This window comes from Thioclava sp. JM3 (assembly GCF_002213185.1).
In the GTDB taxonomy this organism is placed as follows: domain Bacteria; phylum Pseudomonadota; class Alphaproteobacteria; order Rhodobacterales; family Rhodobacteraceae; genus Thioclava; species Thioclava nitratireducens.
On record NZ_NBOB01000006.1, the window covers coordinates 25,522 to 40,035 of the forward strand.

The 14,514-nt window shown below is 64.6% G+C and carries 13 protein-coding genes and 1 tRNA gene; 7 read left to right on the forward strand and 7 right to left on the reverse strand.

The features are described from left to right. Positions 1–133: 133 nt before the first annotated feature. Complete coding sequence (gene fsa, locus B6V73_RS12125) at positions 134–784, reverse strand: fructose-6-phosphate aldolase (protein ID WP_088719447.1); 651 nt, start codon at positions 782–784, stop codon at positions 134–136. A gap of 137 nt (positions 785–921) precedes the next feature. Here fsa and B6V73_RS12130 point away from each other — a divergent pair, with 137 nt between their 5' ends. Continuing rightward, positions 922–3,111 (forward strand): primosomal protein N', encoded by a 2,190-nt coding sequence (locus tag B6V73_RS12130; protein ID WP_088725531.1) that lies wholly within the window; start codon positions 922–924, stop codon positions 3,109–3,111. A 63-nt stretch (positions 3,112–3,174) separates the two neighbouring features. Here the strand turns inward: B6V73_RS12130 and B6V73_RS12135 are convergent, their stop codons facing one another. The 4 genes from B6V73_RS12135 to B6V73_RS12150 all read right to left on the reverse strand — a co-directional run bounded on the left by B6V73_RS12135 (position 3,175) and on the right by B6V73_RS12150 (position 5,500). After that, on the reverse strand, positions 3,175–3,747 hold the full coding sequence (locus B6V73_RS12135; protein WP_075773804.1) for a cob(I)yrinic acid a,c-diamide adenosyltransferase: 573 nt from the start codon (positions 3,745–3,747) through the stop codon (positions 3,175–3,177). Next, positions 3,747–3,950: a twin transmembrane helix small protein gene (locus tag B6V73_RS12140; RefSeq protein ID WP_075773805.1), complete on the reverse strand. Its 204-nt coding sequence runs from the start codon at positions 3,948–3,950 to the stop codon at positions 3,747–3,749. The genes B6V73_RS12135 and B6V73_RS12140 overlap by 1 nt, the downstream gene beginning before the upstream one ends. 61 nt (positions 3,951–4,011) lie before the next feature. Beyond that, entirely contained in the window at positions 4,012–4,851 is an 840-nt protein-coding gene (locus B6V73_RS12145; protein ID WP_088725375.1) for an SDR family NAD(P)-dependent oxidoreductase, read from the reverse strand. A 121-nt stretch (positions 4,852–4,972) separates the two neighbouring features. Next, positions 4,973–5,500 carry an SH3 domain-containing protein gene (locus tag B6V73_RS12150; protein ID WP_088725376.1) on the reverse strand — a complete coding sequence of 176 codons (528 nt, stop codon included), beginning with the start codon at positions 5,498–5,500 and terminating at the stop codon, positions 4,973–4,975. 169 nt (positions 5,501–5,669) lie between these two features. On the opposite strand from B6V73_RS12150, the gene parC reads away from it, so the two are divergent. Further along, entirely contained in the window at positions 5,670–7,898 is a 2,229-nt protein-coding gene (parC, locus tag B6V73_RS12155; RefSeq protein WP_075773808.1) for a DNA topoisomerase IV subunit A, read from the forward strand. A gap of 132 nt (positions 7,899–8,030) precedes the next feature. Here parC and B6V73_RS12160 read toward each other — a convergent pair whose 3' ends face one another. Continuing rightward, a complete protein-coding gene (locus tag B6V73_RS12160) occupies positions 8,031–9,404 on the reverse strand; it encodes a cytochrome P450 (RefSeq protein WP_088725377.1) in 1,374 nt (457 codons plus the stop codon). 167 nt (positions 9,405–9,571) lie between these two features. On the opposite strand from B6V73_RS12160, the gene tuf reads away from it, so the two are divergent. The 4 genes from tuf (at position 9,572) to B6V73_RS12180 (ending at position 13,614) form a co-directional block, all read left to right on the forward strand. Further along, positions 9,572–10,747: an elongation factor Tu gene (tuf, locus tag B6V73_RS12165; protein WP_077701325.1), complete on the forward strand. Its 1,176-nt coding sequence runs from the start codon at positions 9,572–9,574 to the stop codon at positions 10,745–10,747. A gap of 142 nt (positions 10,748–10,889) precedes the next feature. Continuing rightward, on the forward strand, positions 10,890–11,765 hold the full coding sequence (locus tag B6V73_RS12170) for an alpha/beta fold hydrolase (RefSeq protein ID WP_088725378.1): 876 nt from the start codon (positions 10,890–10,892) through the stop codon (positions 11,763–11,765). A gap of 123 nt (positions 11,766–11,888) precedes the next feature. Further along, on the forward strand, positions 11,889–12,557 hold the full coding sequence (locus tag B6V73_RS12175) for a CatB-related O-acetyltransferase (protein WP_088725379.1): 669 nt from the start codon (positions 11,889–11,891) through the stop codon (positions 12,555–12,557). A 70-nt stretch (positions 12,558–12,627) separates the two neighbouring features. Next, a complete protein-coding gene (locus tag B6V73_RS12180) occupies positions 12,628–13,614 on the forward strand; it encodes a zinc transporter ZntB (protein WP_088725380.1) in 987 nt (328 codons plus the stop codon). Positions 13,615–13,623: 9 nt separating this feature from the next. Here B6V73_RS12180 and B6V73_RS12185 read toward each other — a convergent pair whose 3' ends face one another. Continuing rightward, positions 13,624–14,184, reverse strand: coding sequence for a type 1 glutamine amidotransferase domain-containing protein (locus B6V73_RS12185; RefSeq protein ID WP_088725381.1), 561 nt, complete (start codon positions 14,182–14,184; stop codon positions 13,624–13,626). A gap of 162 nt (positions 14,185–14,346) precedes the next feature. On the opposite strand from B6V73_RS12185, the gene B6V73_RS12190 reads away from it, so the two are divergent. After that, positions 14,347–14,422: transfer RNA gene (locus B6V73_RS12190), tRNA-Trp, on the forward strand. Positions 14,423–14,514 lie beyond the last annotated feature (92 nt).

The window sequence follows — 14,514 nt, forward strand, 5'->3', positions numbered from 1 at the left end:
GTCGCTCATCGATGCGTCATTTTTTCCGAGCATACACGATGCGCATCGCGACGCAGTCCAAAAATCGGCCCCCGCGACGAAAAAGGCCCGCCGGATAGGCGGGCCTGTGCCGTTTCGGACTCACGCCGGAAGATCAGATCTTCTGGCCGGTCGCTTCCCAATCCTTGAGGAACTGGGCCAGACCCTTGTCGGTCAGCGGATGGTTCGCCATCGACTTGATAACCGCCGGCGGGGCGGTGATCACGTCGGCGCCGATGCGCGCGGCGTCGCTGATGTGGTTCACCGAGCGGATCGAGGCGGCGAGGATCTGGGTCGAGAAATCGTAGTTGTCATAGACCGTGCGGATGTCTTCGATCAGATCCATCCCGTCGAGGTTGATGTCGTCGAGGCGGCCGATGAAGGGCGAGATGAAGGTCGCGCCCGCCTTCGCGGCGAGGATCGCCTGCGCGGTCGAGAAGCACAGCGTGACATTGACCATGTGGCCTTCGGATGCGAAAGCCTTGCAAGCGGTCAGGCCGTCCCAGGTCAGCGGCACCTTGATCGCGATATTGGGGGCGATCTTGGCGAGCTTCATACCTTCTTCGATCATGTCCTTGGCTTCGGTGGCCACGACTTCGGCCGAGACCGGCCCGTGGACCATGTCGCAGATTTCCTTGGTGACTTCGAGAATGTTGCGGCCCGATTTCAGGATCAGCGACGGGTTGGTGGTCACGCCATCGACCATACCCAGATCGTTGAGTTCCTTGATCGCGGCGGTGTCAGCGGTATCGACGAAGAATTTCATGGCAGCTCTCCTTGGCGGCAGTCGCGAGCGTGTTAGCGCAAAAGCGGCGAGGGTGAAAGAGGTCGCAACGCCAGAGGGGCTCAGCCCCGCGGCTTCGCCGCTTACGGGAATATTTAGTGCAGTTGGAAGGCATGGCGATGTCTGAACCCGGTTGGTTCGAAGAGGGCGCGCGGGTCGCGGTGCTGTCAGCGGAGCCGATCGGGCGGCCGCTCGATTACCGCGCGCCGGAGGGCGGCTGCCACAACGGCGCTTTCGTCGAGGTGCCGCTGGGGCCGCGAAAGGTGCTGGGTGTGGTCTGGGGGCCAGGAGAGGGTGGCTTCGACGCGGCCAAGCTGCGCGCGGTGAACCGGGTCTTCGACGTGCCGCCGATGCGCGACGAACTGCGCGTCTTTCTGGAGCGGATGGCGGAGTACACGATGACGCCCCTGCCGCAGGTTTTGCGCCTCGCGACGCGGGCGCCGGGCTTGGGCGATCCGCCGGGGATGCGCAAGATCTACCGCTTGGGCGATCGTGAGCCGTCGCGGATGACCGATGCGCGGGCGCGGGTGCTCGAGGTGCTGGAAGAGCATGGCGGCGCGGGGTTTTACCTGAGCGAGTTGGCGCATCTGGCGGGGGTGACGACGCAGGTGGTGAAAGGGCTGGTGAAGACCGGTGCGCTGATCGAGGCGGAGGTCCCGCGCGATCAGCCCTTCCCGCGGCTCGATCCGGCGCGGCCCGGCAAGGCGCTGTCGGAGGCGCAGACCGCCGCGGCGGCGGCGTTGCGGACAGGCTCCGGCGCGTATTCGACGACGCTGCTTAAGGGCGTGACCGGATCGGGCAAGACGGAGGTCTATCTCGAGGCCGTCGCGGAATGTCTGCGCAAGGGGCGGCAGGCCTTGGTGCTGTTGCCCGAGATCGCTCTGAGTTCCGAGTTCCTTTCGCGGGTCGAGGCGCGGTTCGGCGCGCGCCCCGGCGAGTGGCATTCCGGCGTCACGCAGAGCGAGCGGCGCAGGCTGTGGAAGGCCTGCGGTGCGGGCGAGGTGCAGCTTGTCGTCGGCGCACGCTCGGCGCTGTTCCTGCCGTTTCGCGATCTGGGGCTGATCGTCGTCGATGAGGAGCATGACAGCTCCTACAAGCAGGAGGAGGGCGTTCTCTATAATGCGCGCGACATGGCGGTGCTGCGCGCCTCGGGTTGTTCGGCGCAGGTGGTGCTGGCCTCGGCGACGCCCAGTCTCGAGACATGGGCGAACGCGGAGGCGGGGAAGTATCAGCGGCTTGATCTGGGCGCACGGTTCGGCACGGCGGAACTGCCCGAGATGGGCACGATCGACATGCGCGACGAGGCGATCGAGAGCGCGCATTGGATCGGGCCGACGCTGGTGAAAGAGGTGCTGGCGCGGGTGGCCGAGGGGCAGCAGGCGATGCTGTTTCTCAACCGTCGCGGCTATGCGCCGGTCACGATCTGTCGGGCCTGCGGGCATCAGATCGGCTGCGATCATTGCGACGCGCGGATGGTCGAGCACCGTTTCCTGAAGCGCCTCGTCTGCCACCAATGCGGCGAGACGAAGCCGATCCCGGTGAAATGCCCGAGCTGCGAAGTGGAAGGGAAGCTCGCGCCGGTCGGGCCGGGGGTCGAGCGGCTGGCCGAGGAGGTTGCGGAGCGCTTCCCCGACGCGCGCCTGGCGGTGCTGTCTTCTGACCTGTTCGGTTCAGCCCGCGCGCTGAAGGAGAAGATCGCCGAGATCGCACAGGGCGAGGCGGATATCATCATCGGCACCCAGATCGTGGCGAAGGGGCATAACTTCCCACGGCTGACCTTGGTGGGCGTGATCGACGCCGATCTGGGCCTGCAGGGCTCGGACCTGCGCGCGGCGGAGAAGACATTCCAACTGATGCGGCAGGTGGCGGGCCGGGCGGGCCGCGCCGAGGAGAAGGGCGCGGCGCTGTTGCAGACCTATCAGCCCGAGCACCCGGTGATCCGGGCGATTCTGGGCGGCGACGAGGAGGCGTTCTGGGCGCAGGAGGCGGCCGCGCGGCAGGCCCAGGGCGTACCGCCTTACGGGCGGATGGCCGGGATCATCCTGTCGGGGCCGGATCTGCAGCCGCTTTTCGAGATCGGCAATCACCTGGCGCGCAACGACGCCGCGCTGCGCCGGATCGGCGCGCAGGTCTTCGGGCCCGCGCCTGCGCCGATCGCGCGGGTGCGCGGGCGGCATCGGGTGCGGATGCTGGTGAAGGCAGAGAAAAGCGCGCCGCTGCAGGGCGCGCTCAAGGCTTGGCTCAAGGGGCTGAAGCTGCCGACGAATGCGCGGCTCGCAGTCGATATCGATCCGCAGAGCTTTCTTTGAGGGCGCCTAGCGGCTGCCTCTTCCCTTCGCCGGTGGTTTCTGGAAGCTCCGCCACTGCCTTCGTTAGCGGTTCGCTCCGGGTACCCATAACACATCATCCTTGCCATCGTCATTCGCGATCCGGGCTGCGACGAAGAACCAGTCGGACAGGCGGTTTAGATATTTCACTGCCCATTCGTTGACGCCTTCGATCGCGGCGAGGGACACGGCTTCGCGCTCGGCACGACGCGCGACGGTGCGCGACATGTGAAGGTGCGCCGCGAGCGCTGTGCCGCCCGGCAGGATGAAGCTGCGCAGCGGCTCGAGCTTCTTGTTCATCGCGTCGATCTCGGTCTCGAGCCGGGTCACTTGGGACTCGACCATGCGCAGGACCGGGTAGCCCGCCTCGTCGTCATGTTCCATGTCCGGGCGCGCCAGATCTGCGCCCAGATCGAAGAGGTCGTTCTGGATCACGGAGAGCTGCTTTTGCAGCGCCTCGTCGGCATGCAGGCGTGCGATGCCCACGGTCGCGTTCAGCTCGTCCACGGTGCCATAAGCGGTCACGCGCGCGGAATGTTTGGCGACGCGCACCCCGTTCGAGAGCGCGGTTTCCCCGGCGTCGCCGGTTCGCGTGTAGATGCGATTGAGAACGACCATCAGCCACCCTTTCTGAGATAAACGAACAACAGGATCAGCGCGATCGCGACCGCCTGGGCGGCAATGCGCAACCGCATCAGCTTGTTGGCATGTTTCTTGTTGAAATCGCCCCCGCGTCCGAAGCCCGCGATGCCGATCATCAAGATCACCAGAACCGCCAGACTTGCCACGGCGACGATGTAGAATAACGGGTCGTTGCGCATGTAGTCTCTCTCCCTCTGGGCTCAAGACATAGCTGGAGATCACGAAAATGCGAAAGGATTTTCAGCCCTTGGCCAGCACCCAGTCGAGCATCCGGTCCGGCAGGAAGCGGCGCACGACACTGATCGTCTTCGTGGGCGTGGTGATCTTGTAGCGCGGCTTCGGGTTCGGGGCCTCGAGCGCCTTGAGGATCGCCTTCGTCACCTCGGAGGGCGGCAGTTCGAACGTGTCGGGCTTGCCGCGGCCTTGGTAGAGACGCTTTAGCAAGCTGCCCTCGTATTGCGCGCGGCGGGCGGAGTTCTCCCAATCCACCCATTTCTCGAAAGGCGGGATCGAATTGACCCGGATTTTCGAGGTGATAGGGCCCGGCTGGATCAGCACGATCTTGATATCCGTATCTGCCATCTCGAGCCGCATCACGTCGGTCAGCCCTTCCAGCGCGAATTTCGTCGAGGCATAGGCTGCGCGCCATTTCAGACCGACGAAGCCCAGCACCGAGGAGCATTGCAGGATGCGTCCTTCGCCGTTGTCGCCCTGTGCGCGCATCACCTTGATCGCGCGGGTCGTCAGGTCGTGCAGGCCAAACAGGTTGGTCTCGAAAATCTCGCGCAGCGCGCCGGCCGGAATGTCCTCGGCAGCGCCGGGGCAGGCGAAGGCGGCGTTGTTGTAGAGCGCATCAAGCCGGCCATGCCCGCGCGCGAGCGCCTCGTTGAAGCCAGCCTCGATGCTTTCGGGATCGGCCACGTCGAGTTGGAACGAGACTAAGCCCTCGGAGCGCAGACGTTCGCAATCCTCTTCGCGGCGGCAGGTGGCGAAGACTTTCCAGCCCGCGGCCTTCAGCCCGTGGGCCGCGTCGTAGCCGATGCCCGAGGAGCATCCGGTGATCAGAATCGTCTTGGCCATGCGCGCGCCTTCCCTCTGATCCGGCGAGGCAAAGAAAAACCCGCCGGAGATATGCCTCCGGCGGGAATATTTTGACCCGGGTGGAAAAACAAGAATTTAGCGGTGCACCGCCTGTGAAAGCTCAGTTCGCCGGGCGCAGATATTTCTTCGAGACCCAGCCTTCGGTGCCGCTGCCTTCGATCTTCACATGCGCCCAACCGCCGCTCTCGGCCACAACGAGCACTTGATCGCCTTTGCGGACGCTGTCGATCGCGGCATTGCTGGTCGAGGGGCCCGAGCGCACGTTGAGGGCATTGGCCGAGACGCTCCAGAGCGTGCCGCCGTCGACTTCCGGCGCAGCGTTCTTGCGATGTTCGGGCGAGGGTTTGAGCTCAGGGCCCGGCATCCGCGTGTTCGGCGTGATGCGCGTGATCAGCGACGCCTTCTCGATTTTCGGCGTATCGGTCGGCGATGTGGCGGCCGCCTTCGCGACAATTTGAGGCGCTTCGCTGGCCGAAAGTTCTTGACTGTCGGTCGCGGCGCGTGACACCTGTACCGTGTCATTTGACGTAGCCGCAGAGGCCTGTTCGACGTCCCCGGGGACGTCGCGACCGGCGATGGCCATAACGGCGTAAATACCCGCCAAAGTGGTCAGCAACAACTTACCCATGTTCAACCCCCTGATTCCGAATTGGCAGCTGGGGAATCATTGAAATGTTAACACGATTCCGCCTGCTCTACGTCGGTGAAATTCCGCCGACGGGGGAAAAGTTCCTTGGAAATTCTTATTCCTGCTTTTCCCGCTGGACCGGGATCGGGCTCGGCTTTAGTAAATCGGCATGAGCAGTGACGAAGAAAATCCCCTCTCCACCAGTTCCGAACCGCTGAGCCGCGCGATTGGCGAGCGCTATCTGACCTATGCGCTCTCGACGATCATGCACCGGGCGCTGCCCGATGCGCGCGACGGGTTGAAGCCGGTGCATCGGCGCATCCTCTTCGCGATGCGCGAACTGAAGCTGTCGCCCACCGGCGGCTTTCGGAAATCCGCGAAGATCTCGGGTGACGTGATGGGGAACTACCACCCCCATGGCGACGCCGCGATCTACGACGCGATGGCGCGTCTCGCGCAGGATTTCGCGATGCGCTACAAGCTCGTCGACGGGCAGGGCAACTTCGGCAATATCGACGGCGATAACCCGGCAGCCTCGCGTTACACCGAGGCACGTCTGGCCTCACCGTCCGAGTCGCTTCTGGAAGGTCTGGCCGAGAACGCGGTCGATTACCGCCCGAACTACGACGGTACGCTGACCGAGCCGGTCGTGCTGCCCGCCGCCTTTCCGAACCTGCTGGCCAATGGCGCGAGCGGCATCGCGGTCGGCATGGCGACGAACATCCCCCCGCATAACCTCGGCGAGTTGGTCGAGGCGCTCTTGGAGATGATCAAGCGCCCCGCCATCACTGATGACGAGCTGGTCGAGCATATCCCCGGCCCCGACTTCCCGACCGGCGGCGTGCTGGTCGAGCCGCCCGAGAATATCCGCGACGCCTATCGCACCGGGCGCGGTGCATTCCGTCTGCGGGCGCGCTGGGAGAAAGAGGATCTCGGCCGCGGTCAGTGGCAGATCGTCGTCACCGAGATTCCGTATCAGGTGCAGAAATCGAAGCTGATCGAGCGTCTGGCCGAGGTCATCCAGACCCGCAAAGTGCCCGCGCTGGCCGATGTGCGCGACGAGAGTGCCGACGATATCCGCATCGTGCTGGAGCCGAAATCGCGCACCGTCGAGCCCGAGATGCTGATGGGGATGCTGTTCAAGAACTCCGATCTGGAGGTCCGCTTCTCGCTCAACATGAACGTGCTGATCGACGGGCGGGTGCCGAAGGTCTGCTCGCTCAAGGAGGTGCTGCGCGCCTTCCTCGATCACCGGCGCGAGGTGCTGCTGCGCCGTTCGCAGCATCGGATGGACAAGATCGACGCGCGTCTGGAAGTGCTCGAAGGCTACATTATCGCCTTCCTGAACCTCGACCGGGTGATCGAGATCATTCGCTACGAGGACGAACCCAAAGCGATGCTGATGGCCGAGTTCGAACTGTCGGACGTGCAGGCCGAAGCGATCCTAAACATGCGCCTGCGCAGTCTGCGCAAGCTTGAGGAGATGGAACTCAAGCGCGAGCGTGATGCACTGATCGAAGAGCGCTCGGGACTGGAAGACCTTCTCGCCTCCGAAAAGCTGCAATGGAAGACGATCGGCGGTGAGCTGAAAGAGATCGACAAGAAATTCGGCCGCAACGCCGAGGGCGGCGCGCGACGCACCGGCTTTGCCGAGGCCGGTGAGGTCGAGGAAGTGCCGATCGAGGCGATGATCGAACGCGAACCGATTACCGTGATCCTGTCGAAGATGGGCTGGATCCGGGCGATGAAGGGCCACAACGCGCTCGACGCCGAGGTGAAGTTCAAGGATGGCGACGGGCCGATGTTCGCCATGCATGCCGAGACCACGGACCGGATCGTCGCGATGGGCTCCAACGGGCGCGCCTATACGGTGCTGGGGGCGAATCTGCCCGGCGGGCGCGGCATGGGCGAGCCGCTGCGGCTGATGGTCGACCTGCCCAACGAGGCGGAGGTGACGCATCTGCTACTGCCGAAGGCGGGCGAGAAATACCTTCTGGCCTCCTCGGATGGCGACGGGTTCGTCTGCCCGGGCGAAGAGCTCGTGGCGCAGACCAAATCGGGCAAGCAGGTTCTGAACATGAAGGGGGCGGCGAAAACCACCGTCTGCTCGAAGATCGACGGCGACACGGTCGCTTGCGTCGGTCAGAACCGCAAGCTGCTGGTCTTCCCGCTGGAAGAGCTGCCCGAAATGGCGCGCGGCAAGGGCGTCCGTTTGCAGAAATACAAGGACGGGGGGCTGAGCGACGCCAAGACCTTCACCCTGGCCGATGGTCTGAGCTGGAAGGATCCGGCGGGCCGCACGCGGACCGAGACCGATCTCGCCGAATGGACCGGCAAGCGCGCCTCGGCGGGCCGCATGGCCCCGCGTGGCTTCCCGCGGGACAACAGGTTCACCTGAGGCTTTACCTGAGGGATCGTCCGGACAGGCCCGGGCGATCCGGCAGGGGGCGCTGCCCCCTCTTGCCCTGCCGGGCAATTCACCCCCGGGATATTTTCGCCAAGGCGACGCATGAGTGTTCGCTCTCGCCTGTCACGCGCGCTTTACCGTCAGCCAGATGCCGCCCTTTGGGCGTGTGGTCAGGATCATCTCCGGCACAGGCTCGCGCCCCGGAACGGCGGTGAAGCGGAACCGGGCGAGGAGCGTGGCGAGGATGATCTGCGCCTCCTGCATCGCGAAGCCTGCGCCGATGCAGATCCGCGGCCCGGCCCCGAAGGGCAGGAAGGCGAAGCGGTCATGCGTCGGATCGGCGAAACGATCCGGGCGGAAGGCATGCGGGTCGTCCCACAGCGCGTGGTGACGGTGGAGCGCGTAGATCGGCAGCATCACCGTGTCGCCTGCGCGCACCTCGCGGCCCAGAAGCGTGTCGGGTTTGCGCGCCGTGCGCGACAGGAAACCCGCAGGCGGGTAGAGCCGCAGGCTTTCGTTCACGATCTGCGCGACGAGGGGCATCTGTGGCAGGTCATCGACGGTCGCCGCATGCGCGCCGAGCGTGGCCTGCGCCTCGCTGCGAGCGGCCTCCTGCACCTGCGGATCGAAGGCGCAGAGGTAGAGCGCCCAGGCGAGCGTCAGCGCGGTGGTCTCATGGCCTGCGACGATGAAGGTCAGCAGGTTGTCGCGTAGCTCGGCCGGGCTCATCTCGCGGCCGGTTTCGGGGTCCTGCGCGCCGTCGAGCAGGTCCAGAAGGTCGGGCACCGCCTTCGCCTCGCTCGCGCGCCGGGCCTCGATCGCGCGGTCCGCATGGCGCTTGAGGTCGCGCACGACGCCCGAGGAGATCACCCGATGCGGGCGCGGCACCCAGGCGGGCAGGGCGAAAAGATCCAGAAGCGAGACCTTTGCCGTCTGCGCGATATAGGCGTCGATCGCCCGATGGATCGCGGCGCGGTCGAAACCCTCGTCGCCCGAGAAGGTCACGTCCGAGATCACCTCGAAGGTCGCGGCCACCATTTCCTGATGCAGATCCACGGCGCGACCGGTATCGGCGGCGGTGCCGATGCGCGCGGCGGAGGCCTCTGCTGCGGCGCCCATGACGGGGGCGAGCGCCTCCATGTTGCGCGCGGCGAAAACCGGCGAGGCGGCGCGACGCTGCCAGCGCCATTCGGCTCCTTCGGCGACGAATAGCCCTTCCCCTACGGCAGGGCCGAGAATGAGCTTGGTCACCACCGATTTCGGATAATCCTCGACGCGCGTCTTGAGGATGTGACGCAGGCTGTCAGGGTCCATCACCATATGCCAGCGCGCGCCTGTATTGCCCGAGATGATCGGTGCATGCGTGGCCAGTTCCGGTATTATTTCCAACAGGTTGCGCCGCGCAGCCCGGAAGCTCGCGAGGATCCCCAGCGGGTGCTCGGCAAGCGGTGCGCGGGCGGGAAGGCGTTGGGTGTCGTCTGTCGCAGCGTAATCCATGACGGGATGGTAGTGCGGAGAGGGTCGCTGCCCAAGCGAAACCGCGAACACAGACAGGGGAAACCCTACATTCCGGGCTTGATTTTTCCCCGCCAGGGCAATAGGTAGCGCGCGATATTGACTCGGGCTCGCTGCTAGCGGCCCCCTAACCAGAGGCGCCCCGCGAGATGGCAAAGGAAAAGTTTGAACGTAACAAACCGCACGTCAACATCGGCACGATTGGCCACGTTGACCACGGCAAGACGACGCTGACGGCTGCGATCACGAAGTATTTCGGTGATTTCCGCGCGTATGACCAGATCGACGGCGCGCCGGAAGAGAAAGCCCGCGGCATCACGATCTCGACCGCGCACGTGGAGTACGAGACCGAGTCGCGTCACTACGCGCACGTCGACTGCCCCGGCCACGCCGACTACGTGAAGAACATGATCACGGGTGCAGCGCAGATGGACGGCGCGATCCTGGTCGTGAACGCAGCTGACGGCCCGATGCCGCAGACGCGCGAGCACATCCTGCTCGGCCGTCAGGTCGGCATCCCGGCGATGGTCGTGTACCTGAACAAGGTTGACCAGGTCGACGACGAGGAGCTGCTCGAGCTCGTGGAAATGGAAGTTCGCGAACTTCTGTCGTCCTACGACTTCCCCGGCGACGATATCCCGATCATCAAGGGTTCGGCTCTGGCCGCGATGGAAGGCCGTGATCCGGAAATCGGCGAGAACTCGATCCGTGCGCTGATGGAAGCTGTCGACAGCTACATCCCGACGCCGGAGCGCGCCGTGGACCAGCCCTTCCTGATGCCGATCGAAGACGTGTTCTCGATCTCGGGCCGTGGTACGGTTGTGACCGGCCGCGTCGAGCGTGGCGTGATCAACGTCGGCGACGAACTGGAAATCGTGGGTATCCGCGACACCTCGAAGACGACCTGCACGGGCGTCGAGATGTTCCGCAAGCTGCTGGACCGTGGTGAAGCTGGCGACAACATCGGCGCGCTGCTGCGCGGCATCGACCGTGACGGCGTCGAGCGTGGTCAGGTTCTGTGCAAGCCGGGTTCGGTGAAGCCGCACACAAAGTTCGAAGCTGAAGCCTACATCCTCACCAAAGAGGAAGGTGGCCGTCACACCCCGTTCTTCGCGAACTACCGTCCGCAGTTCTACTTCCGCACGACGGACGTGACCGGCACCGTGACGCTGCCCGAGGGCACCGAGATGGTGATGCCGGGCGACAACCTGAAGTTCGAAGTCGAACTGATCGCTCCGATCGCGATGGAAGACGGTCTGCGCTTCGCAATCCGCGAAGGCGGCCGCACCGTCGGCGCCGGCGTGGTGTCGAAAATCATCGAGTGATCTTCGGATCATTTGGACTTGCGAAGGGCCGCCCGCTTGGGCGGCCCTTTTGCTTTGCGTGAAAGGCGCGGTGCCGGTGGTCGCAATCGCGGGTGTCTCGCGCTAGATCTTCTGCGGATCGGGTGGTGCGGGAGGACAAGACATGGTGGAGACGAACGGTGCGCGTGAGCGGCACTGGGACGTGGACGGGCTACGGATCGCCGGGCTCGAATGGGGCCCCGAGGAGGGGCTGCCGGTCTTGGCGCTGCATGGTTGGATGGATCATGCAGCAAGCTTTGCCGAGCTCGCGCCGCGGCTGAATGGCTGCCATGTCGTCGCGCTCGATTTGAGCGGGCAGGGGCTGAGCGGGCATCGCGCGGCCCATGCGAGCTACAATATCTGGGACGACTTGCCGCAGATCCTGCGGGTGCTCGATGCCCTGGGCTGGGAGGACTGCGTGCTGCTGGGCCATTCGCGCGGCGCCAATATCTCGGCGTTGCTGGCGGCGGCGATGCCGGAGCAGGTGCGGGGTTTCATCGCGCTCGATTCGCTTGCCCCCGAGCCGGTGGCGCAGGATTTCGTCACAACTCTGCGCGCCTACCTGACCGAGGTGCCAACGCAGGCGGCGCGGCCTCCGCGCCGTTTCCCGACGCGCGAGGCCTATATCGCGCGCCGCGCGGGGCAGGGCAATGCGCGCGCGGTGGCCGAGGCGCTGGCGGAACGTGCGCTGAAAGACGGCCCGGAGAGCTGGCATCTGCGCGGCGACCGGCGGCTGTTCGCGAGCTCTGCAGCGAAACTCGATCGCGACGATGTGGAGGCGGTGCTGCGGGCGATCCGGGCACCGGTGCTCAATATCTGGGCTGCGGACGGGATCCGGGCGCGGCGCGAGGGCACGGCGGAGTTGGCGCGATGGGGGGCCGAGCTGATCGCCGATTATGAGAGCGTGGAGATCGCAGGCGACCACCATTTCCACCTCGACCCTGACGCGGCGGAGCAGATCGCGAAGGCGATGACGGAGTGGCGCGCGCGCAAGCTGTGACCGGACGGCTGGCGCGGACCCGTCGCTTGCGCTAGACTGGGCGAGCACGCAATGGAGGCGCCGATGGACAAGACCCTTTTCTGATCCCGTTTCCCTGAAACTCTGATCGAGAGAGGTCTCTCCATGTCTGCCCATCCGCTGCCGCGGCGCTTTCCTGCGCCCGATACCCGCAATCCTGTCCTGCTGCCCGATGGCATGCCGCATGAACCCACCGTGTTCCTGCAGGCGGTGATCGATCATCCCAATATCGAGGTCGGGCGCTATGCTTATTACAGCCCTCTCGTTCCCGTGCCGGACGCGGCGGCGGAGCTGGCGCCGTATCTGTTTCCCGGCTGCCCCGAGCGGCTGGTGATCGGCCCCTTCGCGCAGATCGCGCATGGGGTGCGCTTCATCACCGCCTCCGCAAATCACCCGATGGGCGGGATTACGACCTATCCGTTCCGGATTTTCGACATGGAGACGGCGGGGAAATATCTCGAGGAGAATGCCGCGATCGGCGATACGGTAATCGGGCCGGATGTCTGGCTAGGCTTCAATGCAATGGTGGTGCCCGGGGTGCGCATCAGCGCGGGGGCGATCGTGGCGGCTGGCTCGGTGGTCGCGCAGGACGTGCCGCCCTTTGCCATCGTTGCTGGCAATCCGGCGCGGGTGGTGCGGTTCCGGTTCAGCCCCGATGAGATTGCACAATTGCTCGAACTGGCGTGGTGGGACTGGCCGGTGGAGGCCATACAGGCCGCGCTTCCGGCACTGGAAGCAGGCGATGTCGCCGCACTGGCCAGACACGCACCCTAAGCGAGAGGCTTGCCGCTGCGCGCAACGACGCTAGGCTCTGGGCAACGCTACGATTTCGCCCGGAGCCCGGATGACCAACAGCCCGATCCTCTTCTCGCATATCCTCTCGGGCGCGCCCGATCCTGACGGGCCTGCCGATATCGTCGAGGCGCTACGGGACGAACGGCTCGCCTGGGCGCATCTGGACGGGACGCACCCGCAGGCGCAGCGCTGGATTCGCGAGGAGCTGGATTACCTCGACCCGCAGGCGGTGGAGGCGTTGCTCGATGTCGATACGCGCCCGCGCATGAGCCAGATCGGCGAGGGGCTTCTGGTGATCCTGCGCGCGATCAACTTCAACGAGGGCGAAGACCCCGAGGATATGGTCTCGCTGCGGATGTATCTCGACCGGCAGCGCATCCTGACGATCTCGCGCAAGCGCGTGCGCGCGATCGAGCACATGAACGTAGCGATCCGCGACGGCCAAGGGCCCAGCGACGCGGGCAGCTTCCTCGTGCAACTCACCGAGGATATCGTCGGCAATATCGGAGTGTTCCAGAGCGAATTGGACGAACGCGCCGAAACGCTAGAGGATCAGGTCTATGGCGGGCACGCCGATCACATGCGCCGCGACGTTCTCGACCTGCGGCTGCAGGTGATCGCGGCGCGGCGTTACCTCGCGCCGCAACGCGAAGCCCTGATCCGTCTGACGCAGGCGGAGAGCCCGATCATCGACGAGGTCACGCGGCGCGAGATCGAGGAAGAAGCGTTGAAGATGACGCGGATTTCGGAAGATATGGACGAGCTGCGCGATCAGGCACAGGTGCTCCGCGAGGAACTCTCGAGCCAGCTGTCGGATCGGGTGAACCGCAACACCTTCGTGCTGTCGGTGGTCTCCACGATCTTCCTGCCGCTCGGGTTTCTTACAGGCCTCTTCGGAGTCAACATCGGCGGGATGCCGGGGCTGAATTCCGACAATGCGTTCAATTATCTGGTGATCGTCTGCGTGGTGATCGTCGCCGTGCAGTTGATGGTCATGGGCCTCCTGCGCCTCTATTCGAAGCGCAGGAAGCGGTAATTCACGCGATCAGGCGGCGTCGCGCATGTGGCGACCTTCCTGCACCTCCTCGATGATCTTTGCGACGAAATCGTCGAGATCCTTCGGGTTGCGCGAGGTGACGACGCCATTGTCGGAAACCACGGATTCGTTGATCCATTCGCCACCGGCGTTTTCGACATCGGTGCGCACCGAGTGATACGAGGTCATCTTGCGCCCCTTGGCGATCCCGGTTTCGATCAGAAGCCAAGGTGCGTGGCAGACCGCGGCTACAACCTTCCCCTGGTCATAGAAATTGCGCAGCAGGTCCAGCGCGCTTTTCTCGACACGAAGAAGGTCGGGGTTGATCTGACCGCCGGGTAGAACGATCGCATCGTAATTTGACGCATCGACATCGGAGATCTTGCGCTGTACCGAAACGGTTTCGCCCCAGTCGGTTTCGTCCCAACCGCGGATATCTTCGCCGTCGAGCGAGGCGATGTCGATCTGCGCGCCTGCTTCGATCAGCTTGTCGCGCGGAACGGTCAATTCGGCCTGCTCGAAACCATCGGTGGCCATGATCAGAATGCGGGCTTCGGTAATCTTGGGCATATGCTTTCCTTTCCAGAGGCGCAGCTTGCGCGGGTTCGGAGGAAAAACGATCTGTGCTCGGCTTGCGTTCCACGGCGATTTCTTCGGCGGGGAAATGCGAGAGATCGGTGGAAAGGTACTTGATTTCGGTCGCGCGAGACTTTAGCACCCACGCCACGGCCTAGGGGTATAGCTCAGTTGGTAGAGCATCGGTCTCCAAAACCGAGGGTCGCGGGTTCGAGTCCCTCTGCCCCTGCCAGCCGTTTCCTGAAAATTTACGTTCGTTCGCGTAACGTTCCGAAAGATGGCGTCACCTGACGCCGATTTCGGACGCTATCGCGAGGAATCGTT

Excerpts from the sequence above, each read along its gene's own strand:
- fsa (WP_088719447.1), bottom strand. The coding sequence starts at position 784 with ATGAAATTCTTCGTCGATACCGCTGACACCGCCGCGATCAAGGAACTC.
- B6V73_RS12130 (WP_088725531.1), top strand. The coding sequence starts at position 922 with ATGTCTGAACCCGGTTGGTTCGAAGAGGGCGCGCGGGTCGCGGTGCTG.
- B6V73_RS12135 (WP_075773804.1), bottom strand. The coding sequence starts at position 3,747 with ATGGTCGTTCTCAATCGCATCTACACGCGAACCGGCGACGCCGGGGAA.
- B6V73_RS12140 (WP_075773805.1), bottom strand. The coding sequence starts at position 3,950 with ATGCGCAACGACCCGTTATTCTACATCGTCGCCGTGGCAAGTCTGGCG.
- B6V73_RS12145 (WP_088725375.1), bottom strand. The coding sequence starts at position 4,851 with ATGGCCAAGACGATTCTGATCACCGGATGCTCCTCGGGCATCGGCTAC.
- B6V73_RS12150 (WP_088725376.1), bottom strand. The coding sequence starts at position 5,500 with ATGGGTAAGTTGTTGCTGACCACTTTGGCGGGTATTTACGCCGTTATG.
- parC (WP_075773808.1), top strand. The coding sequence starts at position 5,670 with ATGAGCAGTGACGAAGAAAATCCCCTCTCCACCAGTTCCGAACCGCTG.
- B6V73_RS12160 (WP_088725377.1), bottom strand. The coding sequence starts at position 9,404 with ATGGATTACGCTGCGACAGACGACACCCAACGCCTTCCCGCCCGCGCA.
- tuf (WP_077701325.1), top strand. The coding sequence starts at position 9,572 with ATGGCAAAGGAAAAGTTTGAACGTAACAAACCGCACGTCAACATCGGC.
- B6V73_RS12170 (WP_088725378.1), top strand. The coding sequence starts at position 10,890 with ATGGTGGAGACGAACGGTGCGCGTGAGCGGCACTGGGACGTGGACGGG.
- B6V73_RS12175 (WP_088725379.1), top strand. The coding sequence starts at position 11,889 with ATGTCTGCCCATCCGCTGCCGCGGCGCTTTCCTGCGCCCGATACCCGC.
- B6V73_RS12180 (WP_088725380.1), top strand. The coding sequence starts at position 12,628 with ATGACCAACAGCCCGATCCTCTTCTCGCATATCCTCTCGGGCGCGCCC.
- B6V73_RS12185 (WP_088725381.1), bottom strand. The coding sequence starts at position 14,184 with ATGCCCAAGATTACCGAAGCCCGCATTCTGATCATGGCCACCGATGGT.